The following is a 20,851-nucleotide window of genomic DNA, read 5'->3' as shown; positions in this document are numbered from 1 at the left end:
CGGGGCGGCTAATATCACCGTTACGGTAACGCCCGCACGAGACGGGCGTTACTCTGGTCAGGGGACGGTTACCACCAGACCTCGGCCTGCACGCCCAGCATAAACTCATCCTTGCTGTTGTCGTTAAAGCGGTATTGCGACAGCTCATTATCGAGAATGTTGATATAGGTGCCGTAGAAGCGAATTTCCGGACGCGATCCCAACAGGCTTGGCCCCACTTTTAGCGCATGGTAGAGCGTCGTTTTATACGCCGACTCTTTCAAGTCCTTGCCCTGCTGAGTTTTATTTTTCTGCGCAAACCAGCCCAGCTCCACCCCGCTCTGGTTCCAGGTATCCCAAATCCAGGCCGGACGGATGACCGCCCGGAGGCTGTCAAAGTCGCTGTGCGCGCCGCTTTCGTAGCTATAGATATCGTTGCCGTGCGACCAGACCAGCGCATTCGCCATAATAATCCGATCGGCGAGGTACGTTTCCCCCTGCGAAATCAGACGTAAGGCTACCCCGTTGCTGTGGTCGCCATAATAGTAGCGGCCATGCGCCATTGAGTTGCTGGCGCCGGAGAAGTTCGAGAAACTGCTGGCGTAAGAGTTATTTGCCACCTGGAGCGTAAACTCATTGAAGCCTTTACGCTCCAGCTCCTGGCGTACAATACCGGTCACCATCCAGGTGTCTTTCAGCTTGAAGTAGCCGCTGTTATCCTCATTTTCCTTCTGCTCGTCACTCTTATTGGCAAAGGCATATTTCCCCATTAACGACAGCGAGCCCTTCTCCCACAGCGGGATGTTGCGATAGCGCAGATCGGCAGAGTTAGTATTCATTTGGGTGGTCCGGGAGAAGTCGCGCGAATAGACATCCACGTCATTGCGGCTGAGCGAGGCGTCCAGCTGGCCAACGCCCAGCGTCCAGTTCTGGATCCCAAGACCCGCGGCAACATCGGTAGTCAGCGATTTCCAGTCAAGCATCTGAATTTCATATTCGGGCAATTTATGCTTCCCTACCCAGAAATCAGCCTCCGGCGCAAACGGCAGGAAGCCCTTCGTCGTCAGGAAGATATCGCTGAACTGGAGGATATTTTCGTTATTGGTATCGCCAAACCATGCGTCGTTATACTGCTCGCCCACGTTGCCATCGAAGGTCACCACGGCGTTAGCCGTTTTGCCGTCCTGGCTATAGACCCGCTGATTGAGGGTCAGGTCAAACCAGCCGCTCATCTCATTACCAAAGCGGCCCAGAGAGCCGGCGGCATAGGTTTGGGACGAGCCGTGGTTAGACGTTCCCCACCCCGAGCGCAGATATCCCTGATAGCTGAAGCCAATATCGTCCTTAACGAATTTGCTGAGATCCTTCATGGTAATACTCTCCACTCTGGCCTTCTTGCCATCGGTATTGATAACCGCCACCTGCTGCGTCGCCTTCACCTGCGCCGGTGCCGATTTTTCACCGACTTCGTTATTTTCATTGACGATATTTTCAGCCACCGGCGAGGCCGCCGTTGGGTAGCCGGCCGTGACCTTGCGCTGTTCATTCTCTTTAATACTTTTCTGCAGCACGGCCACTTTATCTTTATACGTCGAGAGCTGCGATTGCGTTTTCTGTAATTCTTTTTTATTCGCCGACAGCTCTGATTCCAGCAATTCAAGACGCTGTTCAATCGTTAATTTAGCCGCCACCGTATTGCTTGACGAAATAGCCAGCAGAACGGATAAAGACAATAAGCTAACCTTCAATTTACTTGAATACATAGGGTACCTTTTATATTTTTATAATTTGCCTTCAGCCATGAGGCCGAAGGCAGGTAAAGCCAGAGGGGGGCGCGCTACTGTGCCGCAGCGGCGGTATTCACTTTATTTGACGCAATGACAAACGGTAAGTAAATCAACGTTGATACGGCCAGGCACAGGATCCCAACAAACAGCGCCAGCCAGTTTCCGCCGGTGCCAAAGAAGGCGATCAGCGGGCCCGGCGTGGTCCACGGAACCGCGTAGGCGATTGGCGGAATAAACTCCATGCTGATAAAGAAGTAGCCAATGAGCGAATTAATAAAAGGCACGAAGATAAATGGAATAACCAAAATCGGGTTCAGCACAATCGGTAAGCCAAACATGACCGGTTCGTTAATATTAAACAGCCCGGGAACAAAAGCCATCTTCGCCAGATCGCGATAATCCTTACGCCGGGAGGCAATAAAAATCGCGATCAGCAGGCCCAGCGTCATACCGGAACCGCCGCAGTTAGCGAACGCATCATTGATGCCGGTCCACGTAATCGGATACGGCGCTCCCCACGTACTGCCGTGTGAGGCGGCCCAGGAGAGGTTTTCCAGGTTCGCTTCCGAGAAGATAGTTTCACGAATTGCCGCTACCGTATTCGGACCGTGGATCCCCAGCACCCACAGGAAGTTCGCCACCAGCCCGAGCACCAGAACGGTGACGATATTGGTGCCCATGTCCTTTAGCGGCGCCTGGATCAGGGTATAGATCAGATCGTTAAGACCGTTTGGCGAAATGCGGGTTAACAGGTAGTTGATAATCGAAAAAGAGATCATCACGAAGAAGATAGGCAGCAGCACCTTGAATGAACGCGCCACCGCCGGCGGCACCGCGGCTGGCATACTAATCGTCACTTTCGGATTGCGCGCCAGGCGACAAAATACTTCGCTGGAGATAATGGCGACAATAATCGCCACAAACAGCCCCTGCGGCCCGAGATATTTTGTTGTCAGATAGGCCTGCCCATCGATGATAACGTACGGCGTATAGACCACAAAAAAGGCGCCGATCGCCGTCAGCCCGCACAGCAGATCGTCCTGCTGGTAGCTTATTGCGATATTACGCGCGACAAGAAAGGTAATCAGTATCGCCATAATGTTGACCGAGCCGTTCATTACCGGGGTGAAAATTTGCTGTGCGTCGGCCAAATTCGGAAAGAGCGTTCCCAGATGTAAAATACTGGCGATAAAGCCATCGGGTGAAAGTATCGCGAAATTAATAAGAATAATTAGCGAGCTGGCCATAACGATCGGGAACGATAAAATAAATGCATCCCGAATTGCTGAGACGTGGATCTGAGAGTTTAATTTGATGGCCACCGGCACCAAAATTTTCTCCATACCCCGTTCAAAGCTATCCATAAAACTCATGATTAACCCTTTTCTAATAATTAACGTTCACTAGCGAATCATTGATGAAGGCATTCACATCCGGCGTGCTGAAAATCAATACCCGACCTGCGGGGCCGAGCAATTTTAGCGTAATTACTTGCCTGCCAGCAGCTGCAGGGCATTATCTAAAACGGCGTGGCCATCCATTTGCCCGTAGCTTTTCATATCGATGACCGCTACCGGTATTCTTCCTTGCGCGATTTCCTCTATTTCATTTTTCTGAAAGCGCACCTGAGGCCCTAACAGCACAACGTCAACCTCATTTTTTTTGATTTTTTCCTTGGCCTCAGAAATAGCCAGCGCATTGATATTAGCGGCAATACCAACCGCCCCAGCGCGATCCTGCATTCGTTTTACCAGCATACTGGTGGACATCCCGGCGGCACACACTAACAATATATTTTTCATATCCCTTACCTTTTCCTGTTCAAGAAGCTCAATTGACGAGCACTGTAATAATTGTTAATTTTCTTATCCGCAGTTTTGATCACAGTTAGCAATGTAAAAGTTGTTCAAAAGCAAAGAAATAAATGAACGTGTTGACGTAACTTCATCGCACAGTGATGACAACATGATGTTTATAAAGGGATTTAAGAGGTGCAAAAGTGGTCTATAAAAATGTAGTTAATTTACTGAAGAACAAAATTAATAGTCCAGCCTATAGCGTCGGAGATCTTCTGCCAGCAGAAAAGGAATTGGCAGAATTTTATAATGTTTCACGCAATACGCTGCGTAAGGCGCTAAAAACGCTGGAGGAGGACGGCTTAATTGAGCGCCGTCATGGATCCGGAACGTGGATCCGAAATAAACATTTTCAGGCTTCCGTTACCCATTTAGACAGTTTTACTGAAATCGCCCGTAATGAAGGTAAAACCCCCTCCAGCCAAATTCTCAAATTTGAATTACAGCCGGCATCAGAGGAAATAGCTAAAGGCCTGCAGCTGCAGCACGGAGAACCCGTCTATTATGCTAAAAGACTGCGCTTTATCGACAATATTGCGATGCAATTAGAAGAGACCTGGCTTTCGGCAACGCGCTTTCCGGACCTGACGATTGCCCATATGAAAAAATCGAAGTTTGCCTACATTGAAAATGACTGCGGGGTGAGAATAGACGGATGCTACGAATCGATTGTCCCCATTCTCCCCTCCCCCGAGCTGGCTAAACTGTTACATATCAGCACCAAAGATCCCATCATCCGCATGCAGACCCAGGCGATAGACGAACAGCACCAGCCTATCGACTACTCGATCCTCTATACAAACATGTTTGAGTTTCAGGTGAAGTACTATCTTCCGCGCAAGGCGGCCGGCCCTCACTCACCGAGGGCCGAGCCATAGGCCTACTTGCGTAGTGATACCAGGGTGACGACGATACCCAGCGCGGCGCAGACCGCCGCCGCCAGGAAGACGGACGAGTAGCCCAGAGACGTCGCCAGCAGCCCGGCAAGCGGACCGCTAATACCGTATGAAATATCCTGGAACGCCGCATAGCCCCCCAGCGCGGTGCCCCGCACCTGTGGCGGAACGCGCTTCACCACCTCCACGCCCAGCGACGGGAAGATAAGCGAGCAGCCGCAGCCGGTCAGCGCGGCGCCGGCTAAGGCGGTCCAGGCATCCGGCGCCAGCCACAGCAGCGTCAGGCCAGCGGCCTCAATCAGCAGCGAGACCGTCGCCACCTTCACCCCGCCGAAGCGATCGGGCATCCAGCCAAACAGGATGCGCATCAGCACGAAGGCGCCGCCAAAAGCGGTCAACGTAAAGCCGGCCATCGCCCAGCCGTTGCTGGCAAAATAGAGCGAGACGAAGGTACCAATCACCGCAAATCCGACGCCCTGCAGGCCAAGGCCAATCCCCGGACGCCAGATCATACCGACAACGCTCCACAGCGACGGACGCTCGCCGCCGTGCGCCGGAACCTTGCAGACCGTGCCGTTAATGGCGAGGGCAAGGAGCGGCAGCGCCATGGTGACGCAGGCCAGCACCGCAACGCCGTACTGCGTGTAGATCAGCAGCCCCAGCGGGGCGCCGGCCGCCAGCGATCCGTAGATGGCCATTCCGTTCCATGACATGACTTTCCCCGAGCGCGTCGGCCCGACGAGGCCCAGCCCCCAGCTCAGGTTACCGGTTAGCAGCTGGCTTTCGCCAAAGCCAAGGATTAGCCGGCCCAGCACCAGCAGCGCAAATTTCGCTACAATCGATACCGGCAGGAGCGCCGCCAGCAGCCACGCGGCGCCGGCCAGCGCGCAGGCGAGCATCCCCTGCAGCACCGAGCGTTTCGCCCCGTACTGGTCGGCGAGGCGACCGGCGTAGCCTCGCGTCAGAACCGTCGCCAGAAACTGTATTCCAACGGCGATGCCAACCATCGTGTTGCCAAAACCGAGCTCGTGGTGCACAAAAAGAGGGATCACCGGCAGCGGAAGGCCAACGGTCATGTAGGTCAGAAAGACGGAAAACGTAATGCGAAATAGCGAAATATTCGCCGAAGAGGGATTCGTTGTTTTTGTCGCTGCGGACATGCTTTACTCCAGTTCGCAGAGTAAGACGAGGTGAGTGTGCCTCCCTGCGCCAGGCTCTCTCAATAATGCAAAAAAGGGAGCCTGCTGGCTCCCTTTTCAATTACTGACTGACTATGCGTCGTGTTTGCGCATCACCAGGGTGGCGTTGGTGCCGCCAAAACCGAAGCTGTTGGACATCACGGTGGTCAGCGCACGTTCGGTCGGCTTAGTCACGATGTTCAGGCCTGCGGCCTGCTCGTCCATCTCGTCGATGTTGATGCTTGGGGCGATAAAGCCGTGTTCCAGCATCAGCAGAGAGTAGATCGCTTCCTGTACGCCAGCGGCACCCAGCGAGTGGCCGGTCATCGCTTTCGTTGCGGAGATTGCCGGGCTGTTATCGCCGAAGACTTCACGGATTGCGCCCAGCTCTTTCACGTCGCCAACCGGCGTTGAGGTACCGTGGGAGTTCAGGTAATCAATCGGGGTGTCAACGCCCTGCATCGCCATGTGCATGCAGCGGACTGCGCCTTCACCAGACGGGGCAACCATGTCGGCGCCGTCGGACGTTGCGCCGTAGCCGACGATTTCCGCATAGATGTGTGCGCCGCGTGCCAGAGCGTGCTCCAGCTCTTCAACCACAACCATACCGCCGCCGCCAGCGATAACGAAACCGTCGCGGTGCGTATCATAGGTACGGGACGCTTTGTCCGGAGTTTCGTTGTATTTGGTGGACAGCGCGCCCATTGCGTCGAATTCGCAGGCCATTTCCCAGCACAGCTCTTCGCCGCCGCCGGCAAAAACGATATCCTGTTTACCCAGCTGAATCTGCTCTACGGCATTGCCGATACAGTGTGCGGAAGTCGCACAGGCGGAGCTGATAGAGTAGTTGACGCCGTGGATTTTAAACGGCGTGGCCAGGCAGGCAGAAACGGCAGAGGCCATCGCTTTGGTCACCACGTACGGGCCAACGGCCTTCAGGCCGCGCGGGCTACGCATCGCATCTGCGCCAAACACCTGGTATTTTGAAGAGCCGCCGGAACCGGCGATCAGACCGACGCGCGGGTTATTTTGATAAACTTCTTCTTTCAATCCAGCGTCCTCTACGGCCTGCTGCATTGAGAGATAGGCGTAGATGGAGGCATCGTTCATAAAGCGAACCACTTTACGGTCGATCAGACCGGTGGTATCCAGCTTAACGTTGCCCCATACGTGGCTGCGCATACCTGAATCTTGAAATTCCTGAGAGAAAGTGATCCCTGAACGTCCTTCACGCAGAGATGCCAGGACTTCCTGCTGGTTGTTACCGATGCTGGAAACGATGCCCAAGCCAGTAATAACTGCACGTTTCATTCAATACCTCTGTAAGTCGCACTATTTTAAGTTTCGAGTCGCACAATAGCGTACACTTGTACGCCGAACAAGTCCGATCAGCCATTTTGTGTATAAATTTGCGCCTCCCGGCACACATCGTTAAGATCGTTCTACGCCTTGAGATTCGAGTAACTTACGTGAAACAAAACGCCATACAACCTGCCAACCTGGAATTCAACGCTGAGGGTACACCTGTTTCCCGAGATTTCGGCGACGTGTACTTTTCCAATGACAACGGTCTGGAAGAGACCCGCTACGTTTTTCTCGGCGGCAACAGCCTCGGTGAACGCTTTCCTGTTCATTCCCAGCCGCTGTTTGTGGTGGCGGAGAGCGGATTCGGCACCGGCCTCAACTTCCTTACGCTGTGGCAGGCGTTCGACGTTTTTCACCGTGACTACCCCGAAGCTACCCTGCAAAGATTACATTTCATCAGTTTTGAAAAATTTCCGCTCACCGCCGCCGATCTGGCCCTCTCCCACCGGCACTGGCCGGAGCTGGCGCCGTGGGCGGAGCAGCTGCAGGCCCAGTGGCCGCTGCCCGTTGCCGGCTGCCACCGGCTGCTGCTTGACGACGGACGCGTGACCCTCGATTTATGGTTCGGCGATATCAACGAGCTGACCCTTGAGCTTGATGACTCCCTCAACCAGCAGGTCGATGCCTGGTTTCTCGACGGGTTTGCACCGGCAAAAAACCCGGATATGTGGACGCCAGAGCTCTTCGCGGCCATGGCCCGGCTGGCAAAACCGGGCGGAACCCTGGCGACCTTCACCTCCGCAGGCTTCGTGCGTCGCGGCCTGCAGGAAGCCGGCTTTACCATGCACAAGCATAAAGGTTTTGGCCGCAAGCGAGAGATGCTGATCGGCGAGATGAGCCACGAGCTGAACCTGCCCGCGCGCGCGCCGTGGTTTGCCCGCACCGCCAGCGAAAAACGCGAGGTGGCGATTATCGGCGGCGGGATTGCCAGCGCCCTGCTGTCGCTCGCGCTGCTGCGCCGCGGCTGGCAAGTGACGCTCTATTGCGCCGACGATGCCCCCGCCAAAGGCGCATCCGGCAACCGTCAGGGAGCCCTGTATCCTTTGCTCAGCCAGCACGACCCGGCCCTGACCCGCTTCTTCCCCGCCGCATTTACCTTCGCGCGCAGGGTTTACGATGCGCTGCCGGTCACCTTCGACCACCAGTGGTGCGGCGTGACGCAGCTCGCCTGGGATGAGAAAAGCGGGCAAAAAATCGCCCAGATGCTTGAGCTCAATCTACCGGCGGAAATTGCCGCCGCCGTTAGCGCCGAAGCGGTGGCGCAGGCGACCGGCGTCGAGACCGGCTGCGGCGGGATTGCCTATCCCGCAGGAGGCTGGCTCTGCCCGCAGCAGCTGACGGCCGAACTCCTCGCGCTGGCGGCGACCCGAGGGTTGCACGCGCGCTATGGCTTTAAGGTGGAGACGCTCACCGCCGGAGACGACGGCTGGCAGCTGAACCAGAGCCAGCAGCATGCGGTGGTGGTACTGGCGAACGGCCATCAGCTGACAACCTTCAGCCAAACCGCGCAGCTGCCGGCCTATCCGGTGGGCGGCCAGGTTAGCCATATCCCGACGACGCCGGGGCTTTCTCAGCTGCGCCAGGTGCTGTGCTATGACGGCTACCTGACGCCGCAAAACCCGCGGAACCAGCAGCACTGTATCGGAGCCAGCTATCATCGCGGGCAGACGGAAACGGCGTTCAGCGCCGAGGACCAGCGGCAGAACCGTCAGCGCCTGGTAGACTGCTTCCCCGATGCGCAGTGGGCCCAGGAGGTCGATACCAGCGCCAACGAGGCCCGCTGCGGCGTGCGCTGCGCCACCCGCGACCATTTACCGATGGTCGGCAACGTGCCGGACTATGAGGCTACGCTTGCCCGGTACGCTCAGCTTGCCGGGCAGAAGGAGGATGCGCCCTCTGCGCCGGTGCATAGTAATCTTTATCTTCTTGGGGCACTGGGATCGCGCGGGCTGTGCTCCGCGCCGTTAACGGCGGAAATTCTGGCGGCACAGATGAGCGGTGAACCGCTGCCAATGGATCGCGAAACGCTGGCGGCGCTCAATCCTAATCGGCTATGGGTAAGAAAACTGCTGAAGGGAAAAGCGGTGAAATAATCCGTTGAGGTAGCCCGGATGGCACTCTCCGGGCTATTCCCCGACCTCGCAACGCGCGGCCAGGGCTATCGAGCAGGCTATTTAGCGTTTTGCCTGCTGATACAATTTATTCCACATATCCTGAACGAGGATCTGGTCCGGCGGCGAAAGCTCTCCCGCGCCGATCGCTTTTTCCAGGCTACGAGTCACCCGGTCACTGATCGCCTGCGGCGAGTGATCGTCTCCGCCTTCCAGCTCGGCTACCGCCAGCGTCAGGTGGCCACGCAGATAGCCGCCGGCAAACAGTTCATCATCGCTGGCGTGGTCTACCATTTCGTCGATTAGCGCCAGAATGCGTGATTCAAACTCCGCGAGCATTGTCTTTCCTCTTCTAGTGTAAAGCGTGGCCTTAGTGCAGGTCTTCCGGCCACGGAAATTGTTCTGCCGTCAGTGGCGGCGTTTGATAATATTTTTGTAATGCCTGAATAAATCGTTCCGGACGTTCCGGGATCCCCTGCTGCAGATAGCTCATGACCTGGGCATGGACCCGCCGCTGAAAGGCAATACGATCGGGCTCGACGTCCCCTTCCAGGTTGTCGCAGCTGACGTTAAACGGGAAGCCCGCCGCCACGCAAAACAGCCACTCAAACGCCTGGGGCTTCACCTCGACGTCTTCAAACTGGCTCTGCGTCATCGCATCCCGACCGTCCGGGCAGTACCAGTAGCCGAAATCAACCTGCTCACGACGCGCTTTCCCGGCAATACACCAGTGCGAAATTTCGTGCAGGCCGCTGGCATAAAAGCCGTGGGCAAAGACGATACGGTTAAAAGGTACGTCGTTATCAGCCGGAAGATAGATCGGTTCGTCATCGCCTTTAATCAGACGGGTATTAAAATCGCCGGCGAAGCAGCCGTCAAAAATAGCGATCAGCTGCTCATAATGGTGTTGCTGTTGCATTAATTCATTCCCAGCCACTGCAGGATTTCCGCCCCGTGGCTGTCATAAAGAAGTTTCGCACTCATCACTGCGGACACGACCACGATCATCGGTCGAATCAGCGATTGCCCTTTGCTCAATACCAGCCGTGAGCCGGCGCGGGCGCCGATAAACTGCCCCGCCATCATCACGAATCCGGTCGCCCAAATCACTTTACCGCCAATAATAAACAGCAGCAGGCCGCCAAGGTTGGAGGTCGCGTTGAGCACCTTCGCATGAGCGGTTGATTTTGCAAGGTTAAACCCCGCCAGGGTGACAAAGGCCAGGGCGTAGAACGAGCCGGCACCCGGGCCGAAGAAGCCGTCATAGAAACCCACGCAGCCGCCGGCGATAAGCGCGAACGGCAGGCCGTACAAGCGACGCTGGCGATCGGCCTCGCCTAATTTTGGCATCAGCAGAAAATAGAGGCCAATCCCGATAATCAGGATCGGCAAAATCTGCCTGAGGATATCGGACTGCACGTGCTGTACCAGCAGCGCACCGCCGGTGGAGCCGATAAAGGTCATCACAATATTAAGCTTCTGATCGGCGAGGTTCACCACCTTGCGGCGGATAAAGTAGAGCGACGCGGAGAGCGAGCCGCCGCAGGCCTGCAGCTTGTTGGTCGCCAGCGCCTGCGCCGGAGGAAGCCCCGCAGCCATCAGCGCCGGGACGGTCAACAGCCCGCCGCCGCCGGCCAGAGAATCGATAAATCCGGCGAGAATAGCGACGAAGAAAAGCACTACCAGCACCGTGGGCGAAACCATAAACAGGTCGATAAAACTATCCATTAAAGAACGTGCTCATCCAGTAGCGCCTGGCAGGAAGGCGGCAGCGGAGGCGGCGTCTTCTTCACAGGAGGGGTTGATCCGGGTTTCGGGGGTTCGAACCAGCTTTGTAGCTCTGCACCGCAGCCGTCGCCGGCAGGCGGCGGCGCCTGCTCTTCGCACTCCAGGCTTCCGGCAGGACAGCGCAGACGAACGTGCATATGCGCACGGTGCTGGAACCACGGGCGAACCTTATGCAGCCAGTCGCGATCGCTTCCGGCATCGAGGCAGAGCTGCTGTTTGATCGCCGGGTTAACGAAGATGCGCGTGACCTCGCTATCTTGCGCCGCCATCTTGATCAGCTGGCTAATTTGCGGGCTCCAGCGCGCCGGGACAACGCGCTTGCCGTCGCCGGAGACCAGGTCCAGCGCCTGCGGCTTCAGCAGCTGCGCCGGGCTCCAGCGCGTCTGCGGCAGCTGGAGGAAAATATCGACATCCAGGCCGCTCTGATGGCTGGCGTGGCCGCCGTTAAAACGCCCGCCGGCGGGCATGCCCATATCGCCAATCAGCATCGTCCCCATTCCCCGGCTATGCACCTGATTGCTCAGGCGCTGGATAAACCGGACAAGATCGGGGTGGCCGAAATAGCGGCGCTGGTCGGTACGCATCACCTGGTAGTTTACCGAGTTCAGCGGCAGCGCCTGGGCTCCCACAATACAGCCGTTAGCAAAAGCGCCGATAGACTGCGCGCTGCCGCCTATCGGCTGGGTGATTTTTTGCCACGGCGTTGCCGCAGAGCAGGCAGAGCTGGCCACGAGCGCCAGCAGAGCGATAACGGTTTTTTTCATCGATTACCAGCGTGGAATTGATGTCGTCACGTCGCCGTTTTGCGCGCGTTGACGCATAAAGTGATCCATTAACACGATCGCCAGCATCGCTTCCGCGATCGGCACCGCGCGGATCCCCACGCACGGATCGTGCCGCCCTTTGGTGATCATCTCGACTTCTTCGCCAAAGCGGTTAATGGTATGCCCCGGAACGGTGATGCTGGAGGTCGGCTTCAGCGCAATATGCGCGACAATCTGCTGACCGCTGCTGATCCCGCCGAGCACGCCGCCCGCATGGTTGCTCTGGAAACCGGCTTTGGTTATCTCATCGCGGTTTTCGCTGCCGCGCAGCTTAACCACCTCAAAGCCGTCGCCAATCTCAACGCCTTTCACCGCATTGATGCTCATCAGCGCGTGGGCAATGTCGGCATCCAGGCGGTCGAATACCGGCTCACCGAGTCCCGGAGGCACGCCATCGGCCACGACGGTGATTTTTGCGCCAATCGAGTCGCCCTCTTTTTTCAGGCCGCGCATCAGCTCATCAAGCGCTTCAATTTTATCCGGATCGGGACAGAAGAACGGGTTCTGTTCAACCTGCTCCCAGTCTTTAATGGCCAGCGGGATATCTCCCATCTGGGTCAGGCAGCCGCGGATGACGATGCCAAACTTCTCCGCGAGGAACTTCTTGGCGATCGCCCCTGCCGCAACGCGCATCGCGGTCTCGCGCGCCGACGAGCGTCCACCGCCGCGATAATCGCGCAGGCCGTATTTCTGCTCGTAGGTGTAATCCGCGTGGCCGGGACGAAAAACGTCTTTGATCGCGCCGTAGTCCTGCGAACGCTGGTCGGTATTCTCAATCAGCAGGCCAATGCTGGTGCCGGTGGTGACGCCCTCGAATACGCCGGAGAGGATCTTAACCTGGTCCGGTTCGCGACGCTGGGTGGTATAGCGCGAGGTGCCGGGACGGCGGCGATCCAGGTCGTGCTGCAGATCGGCTTCGGTCAGCGGGATGCCCGGAGGTACGCCGTCGACGATGCAGCCCAGCGCCAGGCCGTGCGACTCGCCGAAAGTGGTTACGCGAAAGAGTTGTCCAATTGTATTTCCTGCCATCACGGCTCCGTCATGTTTGCGTGTTGTTTTTACTTTTAGTCTTTATAAATACCGAAATGCACCCGGGCGGCGATCAGCTGCGGTTTGGTCAGCATAAACACGCCGTCTCCGCCGTTATCGAACTCAAGCCAGGTGAACGGGACATCCGGATACTGTTCAATCAGATGTACCATGCTGTTACCAACTTCACAAATCAGAATGCCGTCATCGTTGAGGTAATCCGGGGCGCAGGCGAGGATGCGGCGGGTTAACTTCAGACCGTCGCTGCCTGAAGCCAGCCCGAGCACCGGCTCATGGCGATATTCGCCCGGCAGATCGGACATATCTTCTTCGTCGACGTACGGCGGGTTGGTGACGATCAGGTCATACTGCACCTTCGGCAGATCGCGGAACAGATCGGAGCGAATCGGCGTAACCTGATGGATAAGCCCGTGCTCTTCCACGTTTTGTTCGGCGACGGCCAGCGCGTCAGGGGAGATATCCACCGCGTCGACTTCCGCTTGCGGGAAAGCATAGGCGCAGGCGATGGCGATACAGCCGCTGCCGGTGCACATATCGAGGATATGCTGCGGCTGATGGTCGATCAGTCCGGCAAACTGGTTTTCGATAAGCTCGCCAATCGGCGAGCGCGGCACCAGCACGCGTTCATCGACGTAAAACTCATGGCCGCAGAACCAGGCTTTGTTGGTCAGATAGGCGACAGGAATGCGCTCGTTGACGCGGCGAATCACGCGCTCAACGATGCGGTGCTTTTCACTGGAGGTCAGGCGCGCAATGCGCATGTCTTCCGGGATGTCCAGCGGCAGGTACAGCGAAGGCAGTACCAGCTGCACCGCTTCGTCCCACGGGTTGTCGGTGCCGTGACCGTACCAGATATTCGCCGCGCTGAAGCGGCTTACCGCCCAGCGCAGCATGTCCTGAATGGTCTGCAGCTCATTGACTGCTTCATCAACAAAAATTTTATCCACGCCATCCTCCAGGACACGCTCTACTGTAAATTCGGCGGCTAGTTTGCCACGAAGACGGCGATAAATCAGCATTCTTACGTCAGGCTGAGGGGGAAAAGTACGTTTTGCTTGCCCGGATCTACTCCGGGTCGGGTAAACTAGCGCAAAGAAAAGATGAGAGTGGGCAATGAAAAAGAAAACATCGCTTAGCGTGGAGGATCAGACGCTGTTCCGTCAGCTCATGACCGGCACGCGTAAGATTAAGCAGGACACTATCGTTCACCGCCCGCTGCGCAAGAAAATAACCGAAGTGCCGCCGAAGCGTCTGCTTCAGGAGCAGGCCGACAACAGCCACTACTTTTCGGATGAGTTTCAGCCGCTGCTGAATACCGAGGGGTCGGTAAAATACGTCCGTTCGGACGTGAGCCACTTTGAGTTGAAAAAGCTGCGCCGCGGAGACTATTCGCCCGAGCTGTTTCTTGACCTGCACGGTTTAACCCAGCAGCAGGCAAAGCAGGAGCTGGGCGCGCTGATTGCCGCATGCCGCCGGGAACACGTATTCTGCGCCTGCGTGATGCACGGCCACGGAAAGCATATTCTGAAGCAGCAAACGCCATTATGGCTGGCGCAGCATCCGCATATTATGGCCTTCCATCAGGCGCCAAAAGAGTACGGCGGAGACGCCGCACTGCTGGTGCTGATTGAGATTGAAGAGTGGCAACCGCCGGAGCTTCCGTAATACGTCGGCTCCGGGGGGAGATTAGATAGCTTTCGCCATCTTCAGGTTGCAGGGGCTCATCTGCCAGTTGAATTCGCCCTTGCCGTTGGCATCGAGCGTCACGCAGGCAATGGCCGAGGTCGTGAACATCGGGGGAGTCTCTCCCGGGCAGAGCTCTGAGACGAGGTACCCCACCAGCGGCAGGTGAGAAACGACCAGCGCCGTTGCCACCCCCTCATTCGCCAGCGCCTGAAGATAGGCGTTGACCAGGCCAACGTCGCCGCACGGCGTCAGCTCCGGCATGACGTCGACGTTCTTCGGCAGGTTCATGCACTCTCTTACGATATCCAGCGTCTGTTCTGCACGCAGATAAGGACTCACAAGAACCCGCTCAATATCCACTTTCTGGCCTTTCAGCCAGGTTGCCATCTGACGAGACTCATCACAACCGCATGCGGTTAATGGACGAACCGAGTCACTGGCTGCATCGAGGGCAGCGTCGCCGTGACGCATGATAAAAACTTGCATATTGCACCGCTTTTGTTAACCAGAAGCACCGTAGTCTTGCCCGCGAAGGTAATACGCAGTCGACTCAGTGGCCGGGCATTGTGCCTGATCCATCCAACGAATGAAACGCTGTTTTTTACCTCAGTGGCGTAAGTATAGTCAATGATTGTTGACAAAACAGCCAATCGACAGCGTCATTCATCGTCGGATTTATCTTCTTTGACCAGAACTTAGGTCGTCCGTTCGCCAGCGGGCCAAAACGTCGCCCCCTGCTCGGCCATGCGCAATAAATTTTCACATGGCGTAAAACGCGGGCCGTACTGAGCGGCCAGACGCTGCAAAATTGCAACCACTTCACCCGCCCCGAATGTATCCATATAGCGGAACGGGCCGCCAAGAAACGGCGGGAAGCCTATACCAAACACGGCGCCGATATCGCCATCGCGGGCGCTGCGAATAACCCGCTCATCGAAGCAGCGCGCCGCTTCATTGAGCATCATCATCACGCAGCGTTCCGCCACCTGCTGCGCCGACAGTCGCGCCTGCGGGGCAGAAATCCCCAGTAGCGAATAAATTGCCGCATCGGGTCGTTTTTTGCTTGTACGCCCTTTTTTCTCATAAAGATAGAAACCGCGGCTATTTTTTCTGCCTTTGCGATCGTCATTCAAGATCGCATTAATGATATTTGCAGGTGGGCTAAAACGTTCTCCCCACGCCGATTCCAGAACGGGAATAATTTTGGTGCCGGTGTCGATACCCACTTCATCAAGCAGCTGGATAGGCCCTACGGGAAAACCGAATTTAACCAGTGCGTTATCGATATGCTCAACGGGCTCACCTTCCATCAGTAAACGCATCGCCTCGTTAATGTAGGGGGCGAGAATGCGGTTGACGTAGAAGCCGGCTTTATCCGCCACCACGATCGGCGTTTTGCCCTGCATTTTTGCCAGCCGGACCACCGTGGCGACGGCCTGAGGGTCCGTATGCTGGTGCGGGATAACCTCCACCAGCGGCATTTTTTCAACCGGGCTGAAATAGTGCAGGCCGATCACCCGCTGAGGCCTGCTGGCCTGCGCCGCGATCCCGGCGATCGGCAGCGACGACGTATTGGAGGCAAAGATCGTCTCCGGGCCGCAATGTTGTTCTATTTCGGCAACCATGCGCTGTTTAAGCGCTAAGTCCTCGAATACGGCTTCAATCACCACGTCGCGGTGGGCAAACCCTTGATAATCCGTGGTCCCGGAGATAAGGGCCAGCTGGCGGTCGCGCTCGCTGGCGCGCATGTAGCGACGGCGTACCTGCTTGTCCAGCAGCGCCCAGCTGTACTTCAACGCATGGTTAATCCCGCTGGCCTGAATATCCTTGATTCGCACCGGCAATCCGCCTTTGCTGGCGGTAACGTAAGCTATTCCCCCGCCCATCAGACCGCCGCCGAGAACGGCGACGCTGTTTAAAGGCCCGGCTTCAGCCTCGGCGCCGCGATCTTTTTTCAGCTCGGTGCTGGCAAAGAAAATAGCGCGCAGCGCCTGCGATTGCGGCGTCATCGCCAGCTCGCCGAAGGCTTTCGCCTCCTCGGCGTAGCCGCTGCTGCAGCCATGAGCCAGCCCGTTCTCAATGACCTGCAGAATTTTTCTCGCGGCGGGATAGTTGCCCTGGGTCTTCTGCTGCGTCTTTTTCGCCACCAGGCGAAACAGCAGATTACGCCCTAGCGGGCCGGCAAGAACGCGCTCGCGCATTGGCATATTGCGGCTTGCCGGACGCCCTTTCAGCGCCAGCTCCACCGCCGTTTGCAGTAAAATAGCCTGCGGTACCACATCGTCCACCAGCCCGGCCTTAAGCGCCTGTCTGGCGCGCAGCTGTTTGCCGGTGAGGATCATCTCCAGCGCGCTGCTGACGCCAATCAACCGCGGCAGCCGCTGCGTGCCGCCGGAACCCGGCAGCAAACCCAGCTGCACCTCAGGAAGACCAAGGCGAGTTTTATCATCATCGCTACAGACTCGCCCGTGGCAGGCCAGCGCCAGCTCAAGGCCCCCGCCAAGGCAGGCGCCGTGGATAGCGGCGATTGCCGGAATTGTCAGCCCGTGGAGCTCGGCCATGATTTGCTGCCCCTGACGAGCCAGCGCCTCCGCTTCTTCCGCGCTGGTACAGCGGGCAATCATATTGATATCCGCCCCGGCGATGAAGTTGTCCGGTTTAGCAGAAATAATCACTACGCCGCGCAGGGATTTATTATCGCGGACCTGGCGGATGATAGCCCGAACCTGGCTGCCAAATTCGGCCTTCAGGGTATTCATTTTTTCGCCGGGCGTATCGATGGTAATTACCGCCACGTTGTCCGGACGAATATCGAGAGTAAACGCCGATGCAGGAGTCATTACTCCACCTCCAGAATCATGGCGGCGCCTAAACCGCCCGCCGCACAGGCAGTGACCAGACCAAACCCGCCCCCTCTGCGCCGCAGCTCGTGCAGCGTTTGCGTGATCATCCTCGCGCCGGTCGCCGCAAAAGGATGGCCGTAGGCAATGGAGCCGCCGAGGACGTTAAACTTGCTGTCATCCACTTCGCCAGTGGCCTGCGAGCGGCCAAGCACTTCGCGGGCAAAACGATCGCTTGCCAGACACTTCAGGTTGGCCAGCGTTTGCGCGGCAAAAGCCTCATGCATATCGATAAGGGTTAAATCGGCGAGGGTTAGCCCCGCCCTTTCCAGCGCCAGAGGCGTTGACCACGCCGGCCCCAGCAGCATGTCCTGCTGAACGCCGATGGCGGTGAAGGCGTAGCTGCGCAGATAGCCCAGCGGGGTTAATCCCAGCTCTTTCGCCCGGGATTCCGTCATCATTATCACCGCCGCGGCGCCGTCGGTTAACGGCGTACTGTTGGCCGCGGTGACCGTGCCGTGCTTGCGATCGAAGGCCGGACGTAACTTTTGGTAATCAGCAAGGGTAGAATTCTTACGAATATTGTTATCGCTTTCTACAGGCTCGCGGAACGGCGGCGCGTAGGCGGTCATCACTTCAGCTGAAAGCTTTCCCTCCTCCCAGGCTTTGGCCGCCAGCTGGTGTGAGCGAAGCGCCAGCGTATCCTGCTGTTCACGGCTGATGCCCCAGCTTTTTGCCATCTGCTCGGCGGTGTCGCCCATCCGCAGCCCGGTCGAGTATTCGGCGACGGCGGGCGGTACCGGTAAAAGATCGCGCAGGCGCAGGCGGGAAAAGAGCTTCAGCCGCTGGCCGAGGGTGCGCGCCTTATTGGCATCCACCAGCGTGCGGGCCAGCTTTTTACTTACGCCGATAGGCAGCACCGATGAGGAGTCGGCGCCGCCGGCAATGCCCGCGCGGATCGTTCCGGCCATCAGGCTTTCGGCGACGTTGGCGACGGCCTGAAAGCTGGTCGCGCAGGCGCGGCTGACGCTATAGGCATCGGTGTGCACGCTCATGCCGGTGCCGAGCACGATCTCGCGCGCAATATTCGGCGCTTCCGGCATCTGCACCACCTGGCCAAAGACCAGCTGTTCAATAATCTGCGGGGGAATATCGCTGCGAGCCAGCATTTCACTGATGACCATTTTTCCCAAATCAATCGCGGGAACGCCGTGAAATACCGTTGCCTGACGGGCAAACGGAGTACGTAAACCGCTGACGATGGCTATGCGATCGCCCTGACGGGTGACAAGCGGTAGTGCCTGACTCATAACTCTCCCCTGTTAACCGATAAAACCAAGTGGTCTGACCTGATAACAGTTTTAACTAATTTTTTACATTAAGCCAATCGGAGAAGCAAAAAAGTGGGAGCCAAAACACATTGAAAGGAGAAGATGACGCCCCGCAGAAAGGGGGCGTCAGAACGGAATTAACGCAGGCCGAGCTGGAAAATCAGGGTTTCCGCTTCGCAGCAGAATACAAAATCGATATCCAGCTGCACGCCGCCTTCAACCTCGGTAAAGGTCGGGGTAATTTTGCACGGATCGGATTCCACGCCGCGGGCTCTTTCGCTCAACGCCGCCAGGGTTTCGTCGGCTTCAGCGCGGTTGGCAAACACACGGCTGTAAGAGGCGGTGCAATCGGTGTTGTCCATAATGGTGCCAACATCCATACAGCAGCAAACCGGGGTTTCATCTGCACTAACTTTACTCATCGTAGATTTCCTCTGTATATGCACGCAAGGTGCCAGACAATTAATAGGCTTATTTTACGCCCGGGCGAGGAGTGCCTCCAGTCGTTAATGATGACAACGGCGCTAAGTGACCGAAATCACACTTAAAAATGATCCAAAACAAGAATTACCCGAATCAGCCCCCCTGGGCGAAGGCAAATTTGCCGGCTGGATCGCTTTTTTCGTATCACAATTGAAAAATTCCATAAACAAACTTGCAACATATCATCTGGTCAGACCTATACTCAGCGCACTGGTCTGATTTCTCTGTCGTAAAGCAGACCCTACACTTCGCGCTTCTGTTACGGCATGTAACATAGTTTGAATAAAAATAACTCAATGAGGTTATGGGCATGAGCCAGAAAACCCGCTTTACCCAATCTGCCCTCGCAGTGGCTGTAGCACTTGTTTCCACACAGGCCTGGTCAGCAGGCTTTCAGTTAAACGAATTCTCTTCATCAGGCCTGGGTCGCGCCTATTCCGGTGAAGGCGCAATTGCTGACGATGCGGGCAATGCCAGCCGTAACCCAGCATTGATTATGATGTTCGATCGCCCAACGATGTCTATGGGCGCGGTATTTGTCGATCCCGATGTCAACATCTCGGGCAAGTCGCCAACGGGCAAAAGCCTGAACGCCAATAATATTGCGCCAACCGCATGGGTACCTAACTTCCACTTCGTGTCGCCGATTAACGATCAGTTTGGCTGGGGGGCATCGATTACCTCTAACTACGGTCTGGCTACCGAGTACGCGGACGATTACGCCGCCGGCAGCATGGGGGGGAAAACCGATTTAACCACCGCCAACTTCAACCTGAGCGGCGCCTATCGCCTGGACAGTCACTGGAGCTTTGGCTTAGGGTTTGACGCGGTGTATGCGAAGGCCAAGATCGAGCGCTACGCGGGCGATCTGGGGCAGATCGTTGCTGGTTCCGGCGCCCTGCCGCCGCAGCTGGCGGGCCCGGTATCGCAAATCCCTGCGGATACGCAGATTGCGCACCTGAACGGTAACGCCTGGGGCTTCGGCTGGAACGCCGGTATTCTTTATGAACTTGATAAGAATAACCGCTATGGCTTCACCTACCGTTCTGAAGTGAAAATCGACTTTGACGGTAATTACAAAAGCAGCCTGCCGTCAGCGTACAACCAAATCCTCGGTAATTTCGGCCTTCCGGCGGGGACCAACGGTCAGACTACCGATGGTTCTCTGACCCTGAACCTGCCTGAAATGTGGGAGCTGTCCGGCTATAACCGCGTCGCACCGCAGTGGGCGGTTCACTATAGCCTGACCTATACCAGCTGGAGCCAGTTCCAGGAGCTGAAAGCGACCGGCAACAACGGCGAGACGCTGTTCTATAAAGACGAGAGCTTTAAGGACGCCTACCGTATCGCGCTGGGTACCACCTATTACTACGACGATAACTGGACCTTCCGTAGCGGTATCGCCTTTGATGATAGCCCGGTTCCAGCCTCTAACCGCTCCATCTCCATTCCGGATCAGGACCGTCTGTGGCTGAGCGCGGGTACCACCTACGCCTTCAATAAAGATGCATCCGTAGACGTGGGCGTCTCCTACATGCACGGCCAGCACGTAGAGATCAAAGAAGGTCCTTACACCTTCCGTTCTGAAGGTAAGGCCTGGCTGTACGGCGCGAACTTCAACTACCGCTTCTGACGAGCTGCCGGCATAAAAAAAGGGTGAACATCATGTTCACCCTT

The 20,851-nt window shown here is 56.8% G+C and carries 20 protein-coding genes; 5 read left to right on the top strand and 15 right to left on the bottom strand.

Annotated elements, in window-relative coordinates; genetic code table 11:
- Positions 1-68: 68 nt before the first annotated feature.
- The 3 genes from MMW58_RS08580 to MMW58_RS08570 form a co-directional block, all read right to left on the bottom strand.
- Positions 69-1,742, bottom strand: a complete 1,674-nt coding sequence (locus MMW58_RS08580) for a carbohydrate porin (protein ID WP_241723124.1) — start codon at positions 1,740-1,742, stop codon at positions 69-71.
- Positions 1,743-1,816: 74 nt separating this feature from the next.
- Complete coding sequence (locus MMW58_RS08575; protein WP_133599275.1) at positions 1,817-3,139, bottom strand: PTS sugar transporter subunit IIC; 1,323 nt, start codon at positions 3,137-3,139, stop codon at positions 1,817-1,819.
- Positions 3,140-3,253: 114 nt separating this feature from the next.
- The gene (locus MMW58_RS08570) at positions 3,254-3,568 is read right to left on the bottom strand and encodes a PTS sugar transporter subunit IIB (RefSeq protein WP_241723123.1); all 315 of its coding nucleotides are present in this window, start codon (positions 3,566-3,568) and stop codon (positions 3,254-3,256) included.
- A gap of 197 nt (positions 3,569-3,765) precedes the next feature.
- Here MMW58_RS08570 and MMW58_RS08565 point away from each other — a divergent pair, with 197 nt between their 5' ends.
- Positions 3,766-4,500 (top strand): GntR family transcriptional regulator, encoded by a 735-nt coding sequence (locus MMW58_RS08565; RefSeq protein ID WP_241723122.1) that lies wholly within the window; start codon positions 3,766-3,768, stop codon positions 4,498-4,500.
- Between the two features lie 2 nt (positions 4,501-4,502).
- Here the strand turns inward: MMW58_RS08565 and MMW58_RS08560 are convergent, their stop codons facing one another.
- Positions 4,503-5,678: an MFS transporter gene (locus MMW58_RS08560; protein WP_241723121.1), complete on the bottom strand. Its 1,176-nt coding sequence runs from the start codon at positions 5,676-5,678 to the stop codon at positions 4,503-4,505.
- 111 nt (positions 5,679-5,789) lie between these two features.
- The gene (gene fabB, locus MMW58_RS08555) at positions 5,790-7,007 is read right to left on the bottom strand and encodes a beta-ketoacyl-ACP synthase I (protein ID WP_045856114.1); all 1,218 of its coding nucleotides are present in this window, start codon (positions 7,005-7,007) and stop codon (positions 5,790-5,792) included.
- A 158-nt stretch (positions 7,008-7,165) separates the two neighbouring features.
- On the opposite strand from fabB, the gene mnmC reads away from it, so the two are divergent.
- Positions 7,166-9,154, top strand: coding sequence for a bifunctional tRNA (5-methylaminomethyl-2-thiouridine)(34)-methyltransferase MnmC2/FAD-dependent 5-carboxymethylaminomethyl-2-thiouridine(34) oxidoreductase MnmC1 (gene mnmC, locus MMW58_RS08550; RefSeq protein ID WP_241723120.1), 1,989 nt, complete (start codon positions 7,166-7,168; stop codon positions 9,152-9,154).
- An 81-nt stretch (positions 9,155-9,235) separates the two neighbouring features.
- On the opposite strand, the gene MMW58_RS08545 is transcribed toward mnmC, so the two are convergent.
- The 6 genes from MMW58_RS08545 to prmB are packed head-to-tail and all read right to left on the bottom strand — an operon-like array spanning position 9,236 to position 13,781.
- Positions 9,236-9,511 (bottom strand): YfcL family protein, encoded by a 276-nt coding sequence (locus tag MMW58_RS08545; protein ID WP_123709424.1) that lies wholly within the window; start codon positions 9,509-9,511, stop codon positions 9,236-9,238.
- Between the two features lie 31 nt (positions 9,512-9,542).
- On the bottom strand, positions 9,543-10,091 hold the full coding sequence (locus MMW58_RS08540) for an elongation factor P hydroxylase (protein WP_241723119.1): 549 nt from the start codon (positions 10,089-10,091) through the stop codon (positions 9,543-9,545).
- On the bottom strand, positions 10,091-10,900 hold the full coding sequence (locus tag MMW58_RS08535) for a sulfite exporter TauE/SafE family protein (protein WP_133599287.1): 810 nt from the start codon (positions 10,898-10,900) through the stop codon (positions 10,091-10,093). Before MMW58_RS08535 ends, MMW58_RS08540 begins: the two co-directional genes overlap by 1 nt.
- Positions 10,900-11,724: a penicillin-insensitive murein endopeptidase gene (gene mepA, locus MMW58_RS08530; RefSeq protein WP_241723118.1), complete on the bottom strand. Its 825-nt coding sequence runs from the start codon at positions 11,722-11,724 to the stop codon at positions 10,900-10,902. The genes MMW58_RS08535 and mepA overlap by 1 nt, the downstream gene beginning before the upstream one ends.
- A 3-nt stretch (positions 11,725-11,727) precedes the next feature.
- Positions 11,728-12,813, bottom strand: a complete 1,086-nt coding sequence (gene aroC / locus MMW58_RS08525; RefSeq protein WP_241723117.1) for a chorismate synthase — start codon at positions 12,811-12,813, stop codon at positions 11,728-11,730.
- Positions 12,814-12,848: 35 nt separating this feature from the next.
- On the bottom strand, positions 12,849-13,781 hold the full coding sequence (gene prmB / locus MMW58_RS08520; protein ID WP_041146611.1) for a 50S ribosomal protein L3 N(5)-glutamine methyltransferase: 933 nt from the start codon (positions 13,779-13,781) through the stop codon (positions 12,849-12,851).
- A gap of 166 nt (positions 13,782-13,947) precedes the next feature.
- Here prmB and smrB point away from each other — a divergent pair, with 166 nt between their 5' ends.
- The gene (gene smrB / locus MMW58_RS08515; protein ID WP_045856128.1) at positions 13,948-14,499 is read left to right on the top strand and encodes an endonuclease SmrB; all 552 of its coding nucleotides are present in this window, start codon (positions 13,948-13,950) and stop codon (positions 14,497-14,499) included.
- A gap of 21 nt (positions 14,500-14,520) precedes the next feature.
- Here smrB and sixA read toward each other — a convergent pair whose 3' ends face one another.
- The 4 genes from sixA to MMW58_RS08495 all read right to left on the bottom strand — a co-directional run bounded on the left by sixA (position 14,521) and on the right by MMW58_RS08495 (position 19,113).
- Entirely contained in the window at positions 14,521-15,006 is a 486-nt protein-coding gene (gene sixA / locus MMW58_RS08510) for a phosphohistidine phosphatase SixA (protein ID WP_045856130.1), read from the bottom strand.
- Between the two features lie 209 nt (positions 15,007-15,215).
- Entirely contained in the window at positions 15,216-17,360 is a 2,145-nt protein-coding gene (gene fadJ, locus MMW58_RS08505; RefSeq protein WP_241723116.1) for a fatty acid oxidation complex subunit alpha FadJ, read from the bottom strand.
- The gene (gene fadI / locus MMW58_RS08500) at positions 17,360-18,670 is read right to left on the bottom strand and encodes an acetyl-CoA C-acyltransferase FadI (RefSeq protein WP_045856133.1); all 1,311 of its coding nucleotides are present in this window, start codon (positions 18,668-18,670) and stop codon (positions 17,360-17,362) included. Before fadI ends, fadJ begins: the two co-directional genes overlap by 1 nt.
- A gap of 158 nt (positions 18,671-18,828) precedes the next feature.
- Positions 18,829-19,113, bottom strand: a complete 285-nt coding sequence (locus tag MMW58_RS08495; RefSeq protein ID WP_133599300.1) for a YfcZ/YiiS family protein — start codon at positions 19,111-19,113, stop codon at positions 18,829-18,831.
- Positions 19,114-19,219: 106 nt separating this feature from the next.
- On the opposite strand from MMW58_RS08495, the gene MMW58_RS08490 reads away from it, so the two are divergent.
- Both MMW58_RS08490 and fadL read left to right on the top strand, forming a co-directional pair.
- Positions 19,220-19,393, top strand: coding sequence for a hypothetical protein (locus tag MMW58_RS08490; RefSeq protein WP_159236779.1), 174 nt, complete (start codon positions 19,220-19,222; stop codon positions 19,391-19,393).
- Between the two features lie 91 nt (positions 19,394-19,484).
- Positions 19,485-20,807, top strand: a complete 1,323-nt coding sequence (gene fadL, locus MMW58_RS08485) for a long-chain fatty acid transporter FadL (RefSeq protein WP_181955432.1) — start codon at positions 19,485-19,487, stop codon at positions 20,805-20,807.
- Positions 20,808-20,851 lie beyond the last annotated feature (44 nt).

Source organism: Klebsiella sp. HC6 (genome assembly GCF_022605325.1).
Classification (GTDB): Bacteria; Pseudomonadota; Gammaproteobacteria; order Enterobacterales; family Enterobacteriaceae; genus Klebsiella; species Klebsiella terrigena.
The sequence above is the reverse complement of the archived record's forward strand: the minus strand, read 5'-3'. Positions and strand labels throughout refer to the sequence as shown.